The following is a 15,521-nucleotide window of genomic DNA, read 5'->3' on the forward strand; positions in this document are numbered from 1 at the left end:
GCGCGCCGGTCTCCTCCGGAGCCGCGACGCGCCGCCGCTACGCGGCGGGTGCTGCTTCGCCACTCCGTGGCGAAGTGCGGGACGGTGGCTGCGCTCCTCCGGAGCGCGGTGGTGGTGGGTGGGGGTTCGGCCGGCCTTTTGGGGGTGGTGGGTGGTGTTTTGGCTGGTCAGAGCGTTGGTGGTGGCGCGCTCCGCGCTTGGGTAGTGGGTGGTGGTGGTCATGGGTCCAGTGTAGCGGGTCCGGGTGGGGGGTGGGGGGATTCGGGTTGGCTGACGTATCGTCAGTTTTTTGTGACGGCCTGTCAGTTTTAAGTGGTATAGACCTGTGAGGTATAGACCATTCGGAGTGGACTGGACCACTCGCCGGAAATGACATGCGCACGATGGTGGAACCGCCCCCTCCGGGGGCAAGGACTAGACCGCCTCCTAAACTTGACATGGACACGTCCGACTGGGGGCCGACCACCGCCCCCCAGCACGCCCGCACCGCGCCGCCGACCCTCCGGGCCGGACCGGCCGCCAACGGCCCGCAGAAGCCCCCCAGCGGCCCGCCACGACCCCGCCACCGGCAACACCTCCACCACCTGCCCACCACCCCACAAACGGCTAACAGGAGCAGAGGCCCCACCACCCCGTGCAAAAAGTGCACGCCCCACCACCCAGCACGCCCAGCGGACCCACCACCACCCCGTGCAGAAAATGCACGCCCCGCCACCAGCTCAACCAAGCCCGAGCCGGACGACCCGAACCACGAGCACGACCAGGCCGAGCCCGAACCCGACCAACCCACCGGGGCGCAGCCCCACCCACCGGGCCGGAGTCCGACCCGACCAGACCACCGACCCGACGGACGGCCGAACCGGACGACCAGGCGCAGCACCACCACCCCGAGCCCGACCCGACCACCCCGCGCAGCACGACAGACAACCAGGCCCAACCGGCAAAGGCCGGCCACCGACCCCACCACAGCCCCACAACACCCCACCACCGCCCCCGACACCACCACCCGGCCACCAACCCGCCCCCACCCGCCACAGGCCACCCAGCCCGCCACAGGCCACCCACACCACCAACCAGCCCGCCGCCAGGCCACCCGGCCCGCCACAGGCCCGAAGGGGAAAAGAAAAAGCACAGCGCAGCGTCACCAAAGGCGACGTGCGCACCCGCTCCCCAACCCAACCATCATCACTCTCACCAGGAAGGGGGCGCACAGAGGTAAGTCGGAGTCGTCTGGGGTGAACTAACCGGGTCTGAGCTGTGCGAATGCCGAGAGGGGAGCGAGAGGGGGTGTCTCTAGTCGAAACCAGAGACGAAACCATAGACGCAACCAGGTACGAAACCAGAGAGGAAACCAGAGACGAAACCACCTCAAGAGGGGTGATCGGCGGATCTTGGCGAGAGTGGCTAGATGCGCTATAGTTGTTCATGTCGGAAGGGGGTGGCACCCCGACCGTCTCAACCCGAACGACCCGTCGAAGGGAACACCATGGAGTTCGACTCCGAGCAGTTGATCGAGACCCTGGATTCGGTGGCCCGCGTGCAGGCCGCACGCGCCGAGCTGGCCCGCGCACAGGGTGCCCTTGACGCGAACCTGTACGGCATGTGGCGGGCCATCAAGGACCCCAAGAAGGTTGCCGCCCACCTGCCCCCGGCGATCACCTCCCGCACGGTGCGCGGCGCGGTGCTCAGGCTCGCCCCGCGCGAGGACTTCGTTCAGCCGTCGCTGTTCGACGGGACGGTGCCGCAGTCGCCGAAGGTCGAACTCGCGGCGTAGCGGTCGCGGTGTAGTCGTCACCCGGCGGGCGGCACGGTAGTCGCCCGCCGGTATTTGTCCAGGGTTATTCAGCAATAGGGGTAGATCAATGCACGCTGACCGCGCTTCCGAGGAATTGAGCTTTCTTCTCCCTGGCACTCTGAAGGTTGTCGGCAAAGCCCTTGAGAGCATTCGCAAGGGTTCTTCCGAGCGGCTTTCGGAAATGGGTGGAGATCTCCTCTCCGGCGATTTCTCGCTGGCCGAGTTCCGGTCCTTTGCCGGTGAGCTGTACGGGCGGGTGTCCCAGGGTGGGTACGACCGGGCGCGGTTCCGGGCCCGGGGTGCGCTGCGGTCGCTCGCGTCGGCGGTGGAGTACGCGGGGTGGGGGATGATGGCGGACGCCTTGGAGTGCGTGCGGGCCGCGCTGCGTGAGGCATCCGCCGCAGTCGCGCGCTAGTGATCTTGTTCCCCGGGGTCGGTGTCCGGCCCCGGGGCAGCCGGGGTGACTTTGCTGGTGAGGCCGGTTCCGGCTTCCCTTTGATGGTTAACTCTGCTATAGTTGTTCATGTCGGAAGGGGGTGGCACCCCGACCGACTCAACCCGAACCGACCGGAAGGACCCCCGAGATGAACGCCCAGACCCGCAAGGCCCAGCAGACCCGCCGCGACCGCGCCGCCGACACCCGCAAGGCCGCCCGCAACGCCCGCGCCCACGCCGCCGTTCTCTCCGGCCGCACCCTCCCCGTCGCCACGGTGATGGCCGGAGCCGGGTACGACGCCGCCGACATCAGCCGCAACACCTCCGCGATCTCCAAGAAGCTCGGCACCGCCGACGAGATGGGCAAGACCCGCAAGCGGCTCACCACCAAGAGCCCGAACCGGGTCAACAAGGGCGGGAAGAACCGCCGGATGCGCACCTTCCAGGTCAAGCACTACAACGCCGCCCGGGTGCTCGGTCTGCTCCAGACCCACCGCCCGAAGGACAAGGCGGTTGCCGCCCGCTTCGAGCAGGTGGCCGCGAGCCCGAAGTTCCGCGCCCTGGCGCTCGCTCTGGCCGCCTGAGCCAGCCGCCCCCGGTGGGGGCGGCCACCGGCCGCCCCCACCCCGCTCCCGGGCTGCTGCGCCCCGTCTGCGGCCTCGCGCCGCCCACCCACCGCCAGGAGAAGAGTCCGCCATGTCCGCACCCGCCGCCCCCGCCCGCCCCGCCCTGCTGATCACCACCGACGGCGACGTCTCGGTGATCGACCTCCCGGAGCCGGACGCGCTCTCCGTGTCCCGCCTGCTGGAGTGCCACCGCGCGGACGTCGTCCGCCTCACGCCCGCCATGGACATGTGGATCGACGACGAGGGTTACGGGGTCGAGCCGGTGAACCGGCCCGCAACGGCGCTGGCCCGACGCTTCGGGTTCATCTACCAGCAGTACCACGGCCCGGCCCTGCTGGCCGGGTACGACGACCAGGGCGAGACCGTCCCGCTCACGCCGGACACCCTGGACGCGCTGCGCCGCACGCTCGCCAGCATGCCGGGCACCACGCTGCGCTAGGCCCCGAGGGTGGTCGGGCCGGACCCCGGCCCGACCACCCCGCCACGGCCGCCCACCCCGTTCCCGGGCCGCTGCGCCCGTCCCGCCCCGAAGGGTCCGCCATGTTCTCCACCCGCGAGCTGTCCGCCCGGGTCGTGCCGAAGTTGAACCGCGCCATGGCCGCCACCTGCCGCCGCGCGCGGGGGTGGTACCAGCAGGCCACACGGCCCCGCGTGGTCCACTTCCCCGGGATCGTCGTCCCTCTGTTCATGCACCGGTACACGGTCGTGCTGCGCGTCGAAGGCTGGGGCGTGGCCACCTTCGCAGTCTGGGCTCCGGCCCCGGTTGAAGCCGTGCGTTCGGCGCAGGAGTGGGCGGCCTACAGGTTCCACTTCCCGGGCGCGGACCAGCTCATCCGGGCGCAGGGGGGCAGCTGGTTCCGACCGACCGTCGAGCACGTCCAGACGTTCAGGGGGTGGCAGGTCCCCCTGATCTCCGAGTGCCCCTGGTTGCTCGCGGTCCCGCTGGGCGCCTAGTAGACCCTGCTCGCCCCGCTACCGGGCAGCCAGGGCCCCGAGGCCGGCCCCGCGGCGGCAACCGGCGAAGAGCCTGCGGCCGGCTTCCAGGGGGGTCCTGGAAGCCGGCCCCGAACCGGTGGGGCGGGCGGGCGGGCGAGCCGGGCCTCTGCCGGAAGTCGGCTGCGCCCAGGCGGCGCGCTCAGCACGGGTCCGCTGTTCGGGGCGATCCGGCCCCGCACTGGCAGATGGTGGCTAAGTACGCTATAGTTGTTCATGTCGGAAGGGGGTGGCACCCCGACCGGCTCAACCCGAGACCCCAGGGAGCAGCCCACCGTGCAGGACCAGATGACGTTCGACATCGCGGACAGCGCCGAGCTCGACCACCAGGAGGTGGACGAGGTGCAGGCGCAGCTGCGGGCCGGAGTGGAGGCGTGGCGTCTGCCGGTGGACTCCACCGGCCGCACCGTCAAGCCGGGCCAGTTGGCGGTGCAGGACTTCTACGAGCAGAACCACGCCCGCCGGGTGGTGCGGATCTACCGGTGCGGCAACTGGCTTGCCGAGATGGTGAGCGAGGTCGACGGGTCGACGTTCACCGAGGGCTGCAACCGGCTGCGGATCGTCACCCAGGAAGCCATGGACGCGCTGGTCCGGGTCGAGGTCGAGGAGAACGGCCATCGCGGTGTGGTGATCGAGGCCATCGCGGGTGGGCGGGCCGGGCAGTTCCGGGTTGTCTGCGATTGCCAGGACTGGTGGTCCGACGGATTGGCGGAGCCGGGGCGCAGCCGGGCGATTGCCTGGCGGGGGTCGGAGGCCGAGGCCCGCGACCTGTTCGCCGGGCACGCTACGCCCGTCGAGGCTCCGGCGGTGGAGACCGGCCCCGGCCGGACGGACGAGGGGGCGCCGGTCGGGTCGGAGCCGGCGGAGGAGTTCGCCATGGTGTTGGAGTCGGCGCCGGTGCCGTCGGCCCGGGTGCGGCGGGCGGCGGGCGGCGGGCAGGCGGTCACGTGGGCGGGCGCCCGGCCGGAGGCGTTCGGGCGGGTGAAGGCGGTTCAGGCGGTGCTGTTCGGTCCGTCCGCCGATGCGTTCGGCACGGGTTCGCTGTTCGGGGATGACTGGGGGTAGTCCTGCGGGTGGGCTGTGCCCCGGTCCGGAGTCCCGCCCAGAGGCCGGACCGGGGCACACCCCCGCTAGTAATTGGTGGCTAGATGCGCTATAGTTGTTCATGTCGGAAGGGGGTGGCACCCCGACCGGCTCAACCCGAACCATCCGAACGAAGGCGGAGAAGTGACCACGACGAAGACCCGAGCGAAGAAGCCCTCCACCACTCGCCGCCCGAAGGTGACCGAGGCGGAGAAGGCGCGCCGCACCGCCAAGCGGGAGGCCGCTGTCGCCGAGCTGAGCGACAAGCTCACCGAGGCGGTTGTCTCGCTCGCCACCAGCGAGGGGTGGACCGCGACCGTCCGGGCCATGAAGTCGCTGGACCTGCGCCGCTACAGCTTCCGCAACTGGCTGCTCATCCTCCAGCAGTGCCCCCACGCCACCGCCGTGGCCAGCTACAACGAGTGGCAGCGCCAGGGCCGCCAGGTCCGGCGGGGCGAGAAGAGCCTGACGATCTTCGTCGGGATGACGCGCAGGAGGCGGGACGAGGACGGCAAGCCCGTCCTGGACGAGGACGGCAAGCCGGAGACCTACGTTCAGTACGGGACCACGGGCGTGTTCGACATCAGCCAGACCGACCCGATCGAGGGGGCGACCGCCGCGCCGCTGGTCAGCATCAGCGCGAAGGTCACCGGGGCCGTTCCGGCCGGCCTCTGGGCCGCACTGACGATGCACGCCGAGCGGCGCGGGTACACCGTCGCCCACGCCATCACCTCCCCGGCTGACGGCCTGACCAACCCGGCCACCCGGGAAATCCTGGTCAGCGACACCGACCCGGAGGCGCACGCCACCGTCACGCTGGCCCACGAGGTCGGGCACGTCGAGTGCGGGCACGTCGAGGACATGGCCGAGTACGCCAAGCACCGGGGCCGGATGGAGACCGAGGCCGAAGCCGTCGCCGCCATCGTGTGCGCGTGGTTCGGGCTGGACTCCGGCGTCAGCTCCGCCCCGTACATCGCGGGTTGGGCGGGCAAGACCCCGGAGGAGATCGAAGCCACCATGACGGCCGTCCTGAAGACCGTCACGACGGCCGTGCGCGCCATCCTGGACAGCATCGACCCCCCGGCCGCCGAGGACGACGCCGACGACCAGGAGCAGCAGGCCGAGCCCGAGCAGGCCGCCGAGCAGGCCGAGCCAGAGACCGAGGCCGCCGCCGTGCCGTCCGCTCTGGCCGCGCGGACCGTCGCCCGGCTGCGCCCCGTCGGCCCGGTCGAGGAGTTCACCCGGGCCGTCAGCTTCGACGGGCACCAGGGCATCGGCGGAACGGTCCGCTTCCACTCGACCTACGCCAGCGCCGCCTACATCGTCACCGACCACGCGGGCACCCCCGTCCCGGTCGGTGACGTCCACGAGGACTAGGCCGTTGCGCTGCTCGCCGAGCACCACGGCCTGCCCCTACCCGTGGTCGTCGTCCGGGACCGGCCGTACGGGGCCGCCAACACCCGGCCCGTGCTGGCAGCCTGACGCCCCGCCCGGGGCGGTGCCACCCACCGCCCCGGGCCCCGCCCTCACTCCGCCCGATCACCGGCGGGCCCGGCCGGGCCCGCCGACCACCCACCGAGGAGACCGCCACCATGGCGCAGCAGCAGGACCCCACCCCGGCCACCACCTACACCGGCCCCAGCGACCCCTACGGCGACCCGACGAGCATGTTCCCCGGCCGGTACGTCACCGCCGCCCGCATCCGCGACGTGTACGCCGCCGAGCTGTTTCCGCTCGGCCCGGACGGCCCGGCCGTTCCCGCCGTGCGACTGATCGTTGAGTGCTCCCGAACGGGGCACATCGCCCGCGCCACCGTGGACGGCCCGGCGCAGCGGTGGGCCATCCACCCGGACTTCCATGGCTACACCGCGGACACCCGGGCCGTCACCGCGGCGCTGCAGGCCGCTGGCGTCCCGGCCGAGGTGACCAGCACCGGCTACAACCTCTACGCGACGTCGGTGCAGCTGACGACACCGGACGGGCCGCGCCGGTTGGTGGTGGGGCTGGACGGCGACGCGCTGGTCTGGCAGCTGGACGACGACACGGGGACCGAGGAGTACGGGGTGTGGGACACCGCCGATCCGGCGGACGCTCCGGCGCAGGTCCTCCGGTGGCTGAAGGAGCGGAACGCGGAGACCGTGCCGCCCCGTGCGCGGTAGGCCGGCCGCGCAGGCCGCTGGTCGCTCCGGGGAGCGGCGGGCGCTCCGGCGGCCCGTCGGCGCCGCGCGGGTGGTGCCGACTTCCGGTGAGCCGGGCGGCACACGACCCCAGATAGTGATTATGCCTGCTATTATTGCTCATGTCGCTCCGGGATGGCCCCCGGGGCGCTCAACCCGAACCCCCGCACCATGAAGGGCAATCCATGCCGACCGCTCCCCTCCTGCACTGCAACGGCGAGCACGCGATGCCGCCGGGCCACCACAACCCCGGCCCGTGGACGCGCTCCGCCGCGCTGTGCGGACGCTTCGTCACCGACTCGCCCACGGGCCCCACCGTGTTCGACGGCGGGTTCGCCGCCCGCACCGGACGCGGCGAGTGGGGCATCCTGCGCACCTACGGGCCGCGCCACCCCAAGGGCGACCCGGCCGCCCGCCGGCTGCGCCGCGCCGCCCGCACCCTGCCGTCCATCCGGCTGTGCCGCAAGTGCCGCAAGGCCGTGCGCGCGATGACCCACCCGAGGTGGACCCCGCCGAACGGCATCGCGCACCAGGGCTGACCGGCAACCGGGCCCGAAGAGGCAGCGCCACCCTCTTTCGAATGATGGCTATATGCGCTATAGTTGTTCATGTCGGAAGGGGGTGGCACCCCGGCCGTCTCAGCCCGAACCACCGAGAGGAACCCGAGATGAACGAGCAGCAGCAGCCCGCCGGCGACCGCGTCCCGTACTTCGCACTCCAGGCGGGCGACCGGTTCCGCATCCCGGCCGTCAACGGCGCGAGCGTGATCGAGTGGCGCCCCGAGGTCTACACCTTCGAGCGCATGGCGCTGCGCTCCGACGTCGTCACCGTCTGGCACACCGAGCCGGGCCACTGGGGCAAGCACGAGCTGGACATCCACGGCACGACCCGGATAGCGCACGGCGCGCTCCGCGTCGGCCGGTCCACGGACGGTGCCACCGCCGAGGACTGACCGGCCGGCCCGGCGGCGGGCGGGGAGCGCCCGCCGCCGGGCCGGACCCCCGCACACCGCCCGCCCACCAACCGGCGCGGCCCCGCCCTCCCCTTCCGCCCCTGCAGCACGAAACGAGGTACGCCCGTGTCCGTCCGCATCACGCGCCGGCTTCCCGGTCACCCCAAGCCCCGCGAGCACTTCCAGTACGACCAGGAGAGCGACGTTCTCCCGGTGACCGCGCAGTGGCTGCTGTTGTGGGCCGCCGGGCACGTCGAGAAGGTCGGACTCTTCCAGGGCGACAACCGGTTCCCCGGCACGGGGCGCACGGTGACGCTGCAGGCGTCGATGCTGGGCGCGTTCGACGTCGCGGGCGAAGACGGGCGCGGGAGCAGCCGGCGGGTCTACGACTGGTCGGCCGTCCGGGCGGCCAACGCGCTGGCCCTGGTGCTGCTGTCGGACCACCTGAACGGGAGCCCGGTGGAGTTCCCGGCAGGTGCCGACGAGGAGGAGCAGCGCTACCTGCGCCGTCGGCTGGTGCACGTGTGGGGCTGCGCTCCGGGTCGCACGGCCGCCGAGGCCGCCGAGATGTTCCGGGCCGCCGCGGACCCGTTCGGCGCGTAGGCCCCCGGCACGGCCCGCACTGCGCCGGGCCGCGCCGGGCCGGCGGATTCCGGGCCGAACAACACCCCCGATGAGTGACTATATATGCTATAATTGTTCATGTCGGAAGGGGTTGGCACCCCGCCCGGCCCAACCCGAACATCCCGAGCAAGGAGCAGCAATGGTCGAGCAGAACACCCTCCCCACCTCCAGCGTCCCGGCCGCCTACGCCGACGGCCACCTCTACAGCCCGACCGCCGATCTCGTCGAGACCGGAATCGACTTCCGGCCGGGCAGCCAGTTCGAGCCGATGCCGCCGAAGCCGTCCGGCGGGACGCGCGAGCAGGCCACGTGGTGGCGCTCGGTCGCCAACCTCAGCGCGCCGGACTTCCTCGGCCTGAAGCCCGGAAGCGAGGTCGAGGTCATGGTTCACGGCGGCGAGGAGGTGAGCCCCGGGGTGGTGATCATGACCTTCCGCGCCGGCGCCCGGGTGCAGGTGGCGCTGACCGACGACCCCGACGACGTCCAGATGCAGGTGACCGTGACCCGGCGGAGCCCCTCCGGCCGCTGGTACGGGCCGTACGGCCCCACCCCGGAGGTCTGACGCCGCCCCCGGGCTGCGCCCGCCGCCGAGCGGGCGCAGCCCGGCCCCGCACTCCCCCACCCCCGATCGAGAGGACGTCCGTGGAGATCAGCCCCGCCGCCCAGGCCCTGTACATGTCGATGCACGAGACCGGCGCGCTGGTGACGCCGTACGAGGTCGCCGAGCTGCGGGCCGACGCGGTGGGCCGGCTGGGCTTCAATGGGCTGCGGATCGAGTGCACCAAGCGCGCGCTGTTCTGCGCCGCCGCCGAGCCGGACCACCACGGCGATCGGATGCGGTGGGCGGTCGCCGCGGCCGGCTTCGTCGACCCGCAGTAGCGGGGACGGATCACCGTCGCTCGAAATAGTGGCTAGATGTGCTACTATTGTTCATGTCGGAATGGGGTGGCACCCCGGACGGCTCAGCCCGAACCCCCAGGACTGCACGACAGGAAGGCACACGATGCGCACGATCGCCGTTCACCCGGAAGCCGCCGCCGCTCTCGCCCCGCTCGCGTTCGGGGAGTTCGCCGCCACCGTGTGGGGGGACGGCGGGTACCTGGCCGGCTGGCACTACACCGTGCCCGGCTGCGCCTGCCTGGTGACCGTCTGGCCGGAGAACATGCTCAACGGGCCCGACGCCCCGGCCGAGTTCACCCCGGCCGGCCCGTGGTCGTACGCCGGCCGGTTCGACGTCGCCACCGCGGAGGGGCGCCGCAGCCCCGGCGACTGGACCAACCCCGCCAACCGGGACGGCCACCCGACCCCGCACCACGCGCTGTCCGAGGGCCTGGACGAGCACCGCGCGATGTGCTTCGAGTTCCGCCAGGCCATCACCCGGTGCCTGGAGTGCGGCGACGCCAAGCAGGAGCACGGCCCCGACGGGAGCATCTTCGCCTGCGAGGACTTCCGCCCCGGCCGGGAGCCCGGCCGCCGTGACTGGGAGATGCGGCGCGAGGAGCGCGGCCTCTACGTCCCGCGCGACTGAGCCATCCCGCCGGGGCGGCGGCCGGCACCGCCGCCCCGGCCCGCAGCGCACCGTACCGGGCGGCCCCCTGCCCATCCCGAGCGAGATGGAGGGCGGCCGTGCCGTTGCCAGCACGCCGGCCACCGCCGCCACGGGCGCGGGCACCACCTGGCCGGCCAGGCGTTACGCGAGGACTCCCATGGAGACCGATCCGGCCGCCCACCCCGGTACATGTCGGCGCGGCTCACCCCGCTTGCCAATAGTGGCCCACTATGCTACTATTGTTCATGTCGGAAGGGGGTGGCACCCCGGACGGCTCAACCCGAACATCCCGAGCAAGGAGCAGCAGTGGTCGAGCAGAGCACCTTCCCCACCTCCGGCGTCCCGGCCGTGCACCGGTTCGACAGCACCGTCGAGGCGTACGACGCCACCCAGTGCGACGAGGAGATCCGCGACGGAGACGTGCTGGTCATCGAGTCGGAGCGCGTCGTCGGCTTCCTGGTGAAGGCGTGGCCCGTGTCGGCCACCACCGCCCGCGGCGAGCTGCACGGCAACGTCACCGTCCCGATCGAGGAGTTCGAGGGCGGCGCGTACGTGGCCAGCCACCGCGCGGCCTGCGCGCTTGCCGCCGAGCTGGGGTTCGAGGCCGCCGAACCGGCCGTCCCGGAGGCCGAGTCCGCTGCCGCGCCCGCCGAGCAGGGGGCCGCCGCGCCCACCACGAGGGGGCGCGCCGTCGTCGAGTTCTACAGCGCCGTCCTCTTTCCCGGCTACCGCGAGCAGCGCCTCACCGTCCGCCCCGTCGGCTCCGACGACCTCTCGCTGTACGTCCCCCTGCCGTACCAGCCGTACCCGGACGCCGACGGCATCCTGGCCGCGTTCGGGTGGCGCACCGTCGAGCCGTTCCGGTACATCGCCGAGGCCAACCGCGACCGGGCCGTGGCCGTCCCGGCCGAGCCGGCCGACACGCCGGAGGCCGCGGCGCTGCGCGACGCCTTCGCCCGCTTCACCGCAGCGCAGGAGACGGCCCGCGGCTTCGGCGGCAACCCGCACATGCGGCCGGTCCTCGCCGACGGCGAGGAGCACCCCGTCGGCTGGACCTTCCGCATCGGACACGGAGAGGGCGCCAGCTTCGGGGCGGTCACCGCCGAGGGCCGGCTGCTCACCCACGCCGACGGCACCCACCACCCGACCCGGGCCGACGCCGAGACCGCGATCTCCTCCCGGCAGTCGAGCCCCACCGGCACGGGGCGGGAACCGGCCTGCTGCGTCCACGGCCGCACGGTCGCCGCCGGTGTCACCGGCGACCCGGTCGCCGAGTGCGCCACCGCCTCCCACGGGCCGGAGTGGGGTGTCTTCGCCGCGGCCGACGCGGAAACCGCCTGGTACGTCACCGGGTGCGCGGTCGACGTCGCCAACCGGGCCGCCGAGGAGAACGCCGAGATGGACGACACCGACCCGCAGGACCCGTACAACACGTGGGGCCGGATCTGCACGGAGCACCCGGAGCACCCGGCGGGCACCTGCTCGCAGTGCAACGAGGAGGAGGACGAGGAGCAGCCGGCCCAGGGGGAGGACGAGGAGGAGGTGCCGGGCCGGTACGTCGTCGCCGTCGGCGCGGACTCCGAGCTCTGGCCGACGTTCAACTCCCTGGAGCACGCCGTCGCCCACGCCGCCAGCTACGGCCTGACCGCCGCCGCCGTCCGGGACCGCACCGCCCAGGACGACGTCGTCGGCGCCCGTCTGCGGTGCTCCGACGGCCGGGTGCGCACCGCGACCCACCGCAAGACGGTCAACGGCACGGAGTGGGTGTTCGCCGAGGACGGCACCGCGTGGCAGGCCGACAGGTCCGAGATGATCGACACGTCCCGGATCGGGGAGGTCCGGGCCGCCGCGGAGGCCGCCGCCGATCGGGTCTCCTCCGCCCCGGACGCGGCCGACCCGGAGCGCCTGGCCGCGCTGGACGAGCTCGGCGAGGCCCGGCGCTACCTCGCCGACGCGGACCCGCTCTACGCCGCGGCCGTCGCCCAGGCCGAGGGGGAGCACGTGACCTTCAACGGCACGCTTGCCGACGTCGCCCCCGCGGACGTGATCCACGTCGAGGGCATCCGGGCGACCGTCCTCGCCGCGGGCACCGCCGAGGGGGATGCCGTCCGTGGGGACCGGCCCCGGTGGTGGGCGGAAGTCCTGGGCGTCGAGGAGGAGGACCGGCGCCTCTCCTTCCGCCGACCGTTCGCCGTCGGGCGGTTCGCGGACGTCGCGGCGGCCGAGCTGGTCACCATCGAGCGCCCGCTCGCCACCCGCTGATCCGCCGGGGCCGCCGCTCACCGCGGCGGCCCCGCACTCCCGAGGACATGACGGGGGGAGCACGCACTCGCCAATAGTGGCTAGATCTGCTACTATTGTTCATGTCGCAAGGAGGTGGGGCCGCCCCACCGATCCGCACACAACTTCCCGCCAGAGCGAGGACACGCCGATGTCGTACACCTACGAGGCCGAGGGCACGATCACCATCACGCCGCCGGCGCCGACCGCCGCACTCTGGGACCTGTTCCACCCCGGCCGCCGAGAGCCGTTCACCATCGCCCCGGCAGCCGGCGAATGGCAGCTGAGGCCCGCCGCCGACGCCACCGTCGACGAGCAGGGGCGGCCGAGCCACATCGCCGCCCTGGTCGTCAGCGCCGACGCGACCAGCTACGAGATCACCGCACGACTGCGGGAGTTCGAAGGATGGGTGGGCCCCGACCACGAGCTGGACGGGCACCTGGACGTGATCGGCGAGAGCCTCGACCGGGGGCGCGTCTACCCCTGGGACGACGACCGCGATTCATTCCCCTGCTGGGAGTTCTGAGACTCACCCATAGATAGTGCCTAGATGCGCTATTATTGTACATGTCCGACGGGCTGGCACCCCGGCCGGATCGACCCGAACACCCCGAGCAAGGAGCAGCAGTGGCCGGACACGGCAGCACCCCCGAGCCCAGCACCCCGCCGCCCGCCGCCACGGCCAAGTCGGCCCAGGCCGCCGGGGGCCGCCCCCGATACGCCGCCGCCCAGCAGCTGGGCACCCGGAAGGCGCAGTGCGACGCGACCGCCGTCCGCACCGCCCCGGACGGCACCCGGGCGTACGTCCTCCTGGACGGGATCGGCAGCACCCCCGAGGTCCGGGCGTGGACCGTCGCGGCGGCCCGGAGCCTTGCCCGCTCCGCCGCCCGCCGCGCGAGCGCGGTCGGCGCCCTCACCGCCCTGTACGACCGGTACGCCGGGGAGTGGGAGCGGCAGGACCCGCACCTCTCCCGTTACCTCCCGAAGGCGTGCGCGGTCGTGGCGGTGAGCGCCCCCGGCCGGCCGCTCGAGGTCGCGTGGTGCGGGGACTCCCGGGCCTACGTCGTCACCGGGACGGGCGCGCACCTGCTCACGGCCGACCACAACCTCCGCCGGGTCTACCCGCCCCGCGCGGGGATGCCGGGCGGCAACCGCAACCGCGTGACCTCCTGTCTCGGCTCCGGCCAGACCGACGAGGAGGTCCGCTACCACTACAGGCATCCGGCGATCGAGTCGGTGACGCATCCGACCGGGGAGTACCGCCTGCTGCTCGTCTCGGACGGCGCCTACGAGCCGCACGAGGACCGGGGCGGCAACGTCGCCGAGTTCCTGGCCGGCCCCGTACGGCAGGCCGCGCGCTCCCTCGTGTCCACCGCCGTGACGGCCGCGCTTCGCACCGGCGAAGCCGCGGACAACGCGACCGCCCTGGTCGCCGATCTCACCTGACCCGCCGTCCGGCCCCGCACGCCGGAGGTCCGACGCTCCACCCGCGCTGCGCCCGGCACCCGCCGGGCGCGGCGCGACTCCCGCGGGCCCGCCCGCATCCCTGCCGCTCAGCCCGGAGAAAGGTACGCCCATGCCCCGCCGCACCACCCCACCGCGCCTCTTGCCCGGCCACCCGGTGCCGGGCCGGCCCTTCCGGTACAGCCAGGACAGCACGATCCTTCCGGCGACCGCGCAGTGGCTGCTGCTGTGGGCCGCCGCGCACGTCGAGAAGGTGGGGCTCTTCCAGGGCGACGGCCTGTTCGCCACCGGCGGGCGCACGGTGACGCTGCCGGCGTCGATGCTGGGCGTGCTCGACGTCGCGGGCGGGGACGGCCGGCGCAGCAGCCGCCGGGAGTACGACCCGCCCGCGGTCCGGGCGGCCCGCGCGCTGGCCCTGGTACTGCTGTCGGACCACGTGAACGGCGGCCCGGTGGAGTTCCCGCAGGGCGCCGACGAGGAGGAGCAGCGTCGGCTGCGCTACCGGGTGGTGCACGTGTGGGGCCGCTGCCCGGGACGGACGGCCGCCGAGGCCGCCCAAGCGTTCCGGGCAGCGGCGGACCGGTGCGGCGCGTAGGCCGCCGGTGCGGCGCGTAGGCCGCCGGTGCGGCTCCCGGCGGCCGAGCACCGCCGGGGCCAGCGGAGCACTCGCCGCGGAACCGAGCCGCACTGGTCCGCACGGGCGCCGGCAGTCGGGGGCCGCGTGCCGGCCCGGCAGGGCGCGGTGGGAACACAACCCACTTCCCAAATAGTGGCTATCTACGCTATAGTTGTTCATGTCGGAAGGGGGTGGCACCCCGGACGGCTCGACCCGAACACCCCGAGCAAGGAGCGACCGTGAACGCACGCACCGAGGCGGAGACCGACCGCGACGTCTGGACCATCTACAAGGCCGCCTACGCGGTCAACAACCTGGCTCCCAAGATCCTGGCCAACCCCGGCTACCGGAGCAGCGTGCGCGAGGTCCAGGCGCGGGTGCGCGCCGCCGACGCCGTGGCCCGGCGCGCGCTCGCCCGCCCCGGGGTCGCCGAGCACCTTGAGACGCCATACGGGCTGAGCATCCTGAACGGGGCCGTCGACCGGATGCTCGGCCCCCGGGGGGACCTGGCCGCGCTGGCCGAGGCGGCCGGACGCGCGGCGCGGCACCGCCCGGTCGCGACCACCGGCGAACTGCTGCACCTGGCCGACTGGGCCCGCTCCCTGGCCTCCCTGGAGGACGGCCGCCCGGCGGGGCGGGAGGAGCTGCTGCGCCGCCTGGCCGAGCTGCGGAGCCGGGCGGTGGCGTTCGGGCTGAGCACCGAGGAGGCGACCGGGGCGGTGACCGTCGCCCGCGAGGCCGCCACCGGTCCGACGCACTTCCGGGTGCTGTTCGCCAACGCCATCTCCCGCCGGGGGCGGGTGTCGGTGTGCTTCGCCGCCGAGGAGCTCGCCGACGCCGCCGCCACGGACTACTACCCCTTCAACAACACCCGGGTGCACCGGGACAGCTGCGAGCGCCGCTGCTTCGCGGCCTGACGCCCCCGGG

At 73.2% G+C, this 15,521-nt stretch carries 20 protein-coding genes; 19 read left to right on the top strand and 1 reads right to left on the bottom strand.

From position 1 onward, the window contains the following. Nucleotides 1-222, bottom strand: a 222-nt coding sequence (locus tag ACIP82_RS24005) for a hypothetical protein (protein ID WP_400655993.1), incomplete at its 3' end; no start/stop codon positions are given. A gap of 1,264 nt (nt 223-1,486) precedes the next feature. Between ACIP82_RS24005 and ACIP82_RS24010 the strand changes: the two genes are divergently transcribed. From ACIP82_RS24010 to ACIP82_RS24100, 19 genes are all read left to right on the top strand, one after another. Beyond that, complete coding sequence (locus ACIP82_RS24010) at nt 1,487-1,774, top strand: hypothetical protein (protein ID WP_400655995.1); 288 nt, start codon at nt 1,487-1,489, stop codon at nt 1,772-1,774. An 88-nt stretch (nt 1,775-1,862) separates the two neighbouring features. Next, entirely contained in the window at nt 1,863-2,210 is a 348-nt protein-coding gene (locus tag ACIP82_RS24015) for a hypothetical protein (protein ID WP_400655997.1), read from the top strand. Nucleotides 2,211-2,379: 169 nt separating this feature from the next. Continuing rightward, nucleotides 2,380-2,814 (top strand): hypothetical protein, encoded by a 435-nt coding sequence (locus ACIP82_RS24020; protein ID WP_400655999.1) that lies wholly within the window; start codon nt 2,380-2,382, stop codon nt 2,812-2,814. 112 nt (nt 2,815-2,926) lie between these two features. Further along, the gene (locus ACIP82_RS24025; RefSeq protein ID WP_400656001.1) at nt 2,927-3,295 is read left to right on the top strand and encodes a DUF3846 domain-containing protein; all 369 of its coding nucleotides are present in this window, start codon (nt 2,927-2,929) and stop codon (nt 3,293-3,295) included. Between the two features lie 101 nt (nt 3,296-3,396). Beyond that, nucleotides 3,397-3,810, top strand: a complete 414-nt coding sequence (locus ACIP82_RS24030; protein WP_400656004.1) for a hypothetical protein — start codon at nt 3,397-3,399, stop codon at nt 3,808-3,810. A gap of 315 nt (nt 3,811-4,125) precedes the next feature. After that, on the top strand, nt 4,126-4,914 hold the full coding sequence (locus ACIP82_RS24035; RefSeq protein WP_400656006.1) for a hypothetical protein: 789 nt from the start codon (nt 4,126-4,128) through the stop codon (nt 4,912-4,914). A 162-nt stretch (nt 4,915-5,076) separates the two neighbouring features. Continuing rightward, nucleotides 5,077-6,309 carry an ArdC-like ssDNA-binding domain-containing protein gene (locus ACIP82_RS24040; protein ID WP_400656008.1) on the top strand — a complete coding sequence of 411 codons (1,233 nt, stop codon included), beginning with the start codon at nt 5,077-5,079 and terminating at the stop codon, nt 6,307-6,309. Nucleotides 6,310-6,524: 215 nt separating this feature from the next. After that, entirely contained in the window at nt 6,525-7,091 is a 567-nt protein-coding gene (locus tag ACIP82_RS24045) for a hypothetical protein (protein ID WP_400656010.1), read from the top strand. A 203-nt stretch (nt 7,092-7,294) separates the two neighbouring features. Further along, nucleotides 7,295-7,648: a hypothetical protein gene (locus ACIP82_RS24050; RefSeq protein ID WP_400656013.1), complete on the top strand. Its 354-nt coding sequence runs from the start codon at nt 7,295-7,297 to the stop codon at nt 7,646-7,648. Between the two features lie 128 nt (nt 7,649-7,776). Next, nucleotides 7,777-8,061 carry a hypothetical protein gene (locus ACIP82_RS24055; RefSeq protein WP_400656014.1) on the top strand — a complete coding sequence of 95 codons (285 nt, stop codon included), beginning with the start codon at nt 7,777-7,779 and terminating at the stop codon, nt 8,059-8,061. Nucleotides 8,062-8,187: 126 nt separating this feature from the next. Next, a complete protein-coding gene (locus ACIP82_RS24060; protein ID WP_400656015.1) occupies nt 8,188-8,664 on the top strand; it encodes a DUF6197 family protein in 477 nt (158 codons plus the stop codon). A 160-nt stretch (nt 8,665-8,824) separates the two neighbouring features. Then, a complete protein-coding gene (locus ACIP82_RS24065) occupies nt 8,825-9,247 on the top strand; it encodes a hypothetical protein (RefSeq protein ID WP_400656016.1) in 423 nt (140 codons plus the stop codon). An 80-nt stretch (nt 9,248-9,327) separates the two neighbouring features. Beyond that, nucleotides 9,328-9,564, top strand: coding sequence for a hypothetical protein (locus ACIP82_RS24070; RefSeq protein ID WP_230053192.1), 237 nt, complete (start codon nt 9,328-9,330; stop codon nt 9,562-9,564). Between the two features lie 124 nt (nt 9,565-9,688). After that, nucleotides 9,689-10,213 (top strand): hypothetical protein, encoded by a 525-nt coding sequence (locus tag ACIP82_RS24075; protein WP_400656018.1) that lies wholly within the window; start codon nt 9,689-9,691, stop codon nt 10,211-10,213. A 327-nt stretch (nt 10,214-10,540) separates the two neighbouring features. Continuing rightward, complete coding sequence (locus ACIP82_RS24080) at nt 10,541-12,496, top strand: hypothetical protein (RefSeq protein ID WP_400656020.1); 1,956 nt, start codon at nt 10,541-10,543, stop codon at nt 12,494-12,496. A gap of 169 nt (nt 12,497-12,665) precedes the next feature. Beyond that, nucleotides 12,666-13,040, top strand: coding sequence for a hypothetical protein (locus ACIP82_RS24085; RefSeq protein ID WP_400656022.1), 375 nt, complete (start codon nt 12,666-12,668; stop codon nt 13,038-13,040). A 101-nt stretch (nt 13,041-13,141) separates the two neighbouring features. Beyond that, a complete protein-coding gene (locus ACIP82_RS24090) occupies nt 13,142-13,960 on the top strand; it encodes a PP2C family protein-serine/threonine phosphatase (protein WP_400656023.1) in 819 nt (272 codons plus the stop codon). Between the two features lie 130 nt (nt 13,961-14,090). Then, nucleotides 14,091-14,573: a DUF6197 family protein gene (locus ACIP82_RS24095; RefSeq protein ID WP_400656024.1), complete on the top strand. Its 483-nt coding sequence runs from the start codon at nt 14,091-14,093 to the stop codon at nt 14,571-14,573. A 260-nt stretch (nt 14,574-14,833) separates the two neighbouring features. Further along, a complete protein-coding gene (locus ACIP82_RS24100; RefSeq protein ID WP_400656025.1) occupies nt 14,834-15,511 on the top strand; it encodes a hypothetical protein in 678 nt (225 codons plus the stop codon). Nucleotides 15,512-15,521 lie beyond the last annotated feature (10 nt).

The organism is Kitasatospora sp. NPDC088548 (assembly GCF_044753005.1).
Lineage (GTDB): Bacteria > Actinomycetota > Actinomycetes > Streptomycetales > Streptomycetaceae > Kitasatospora.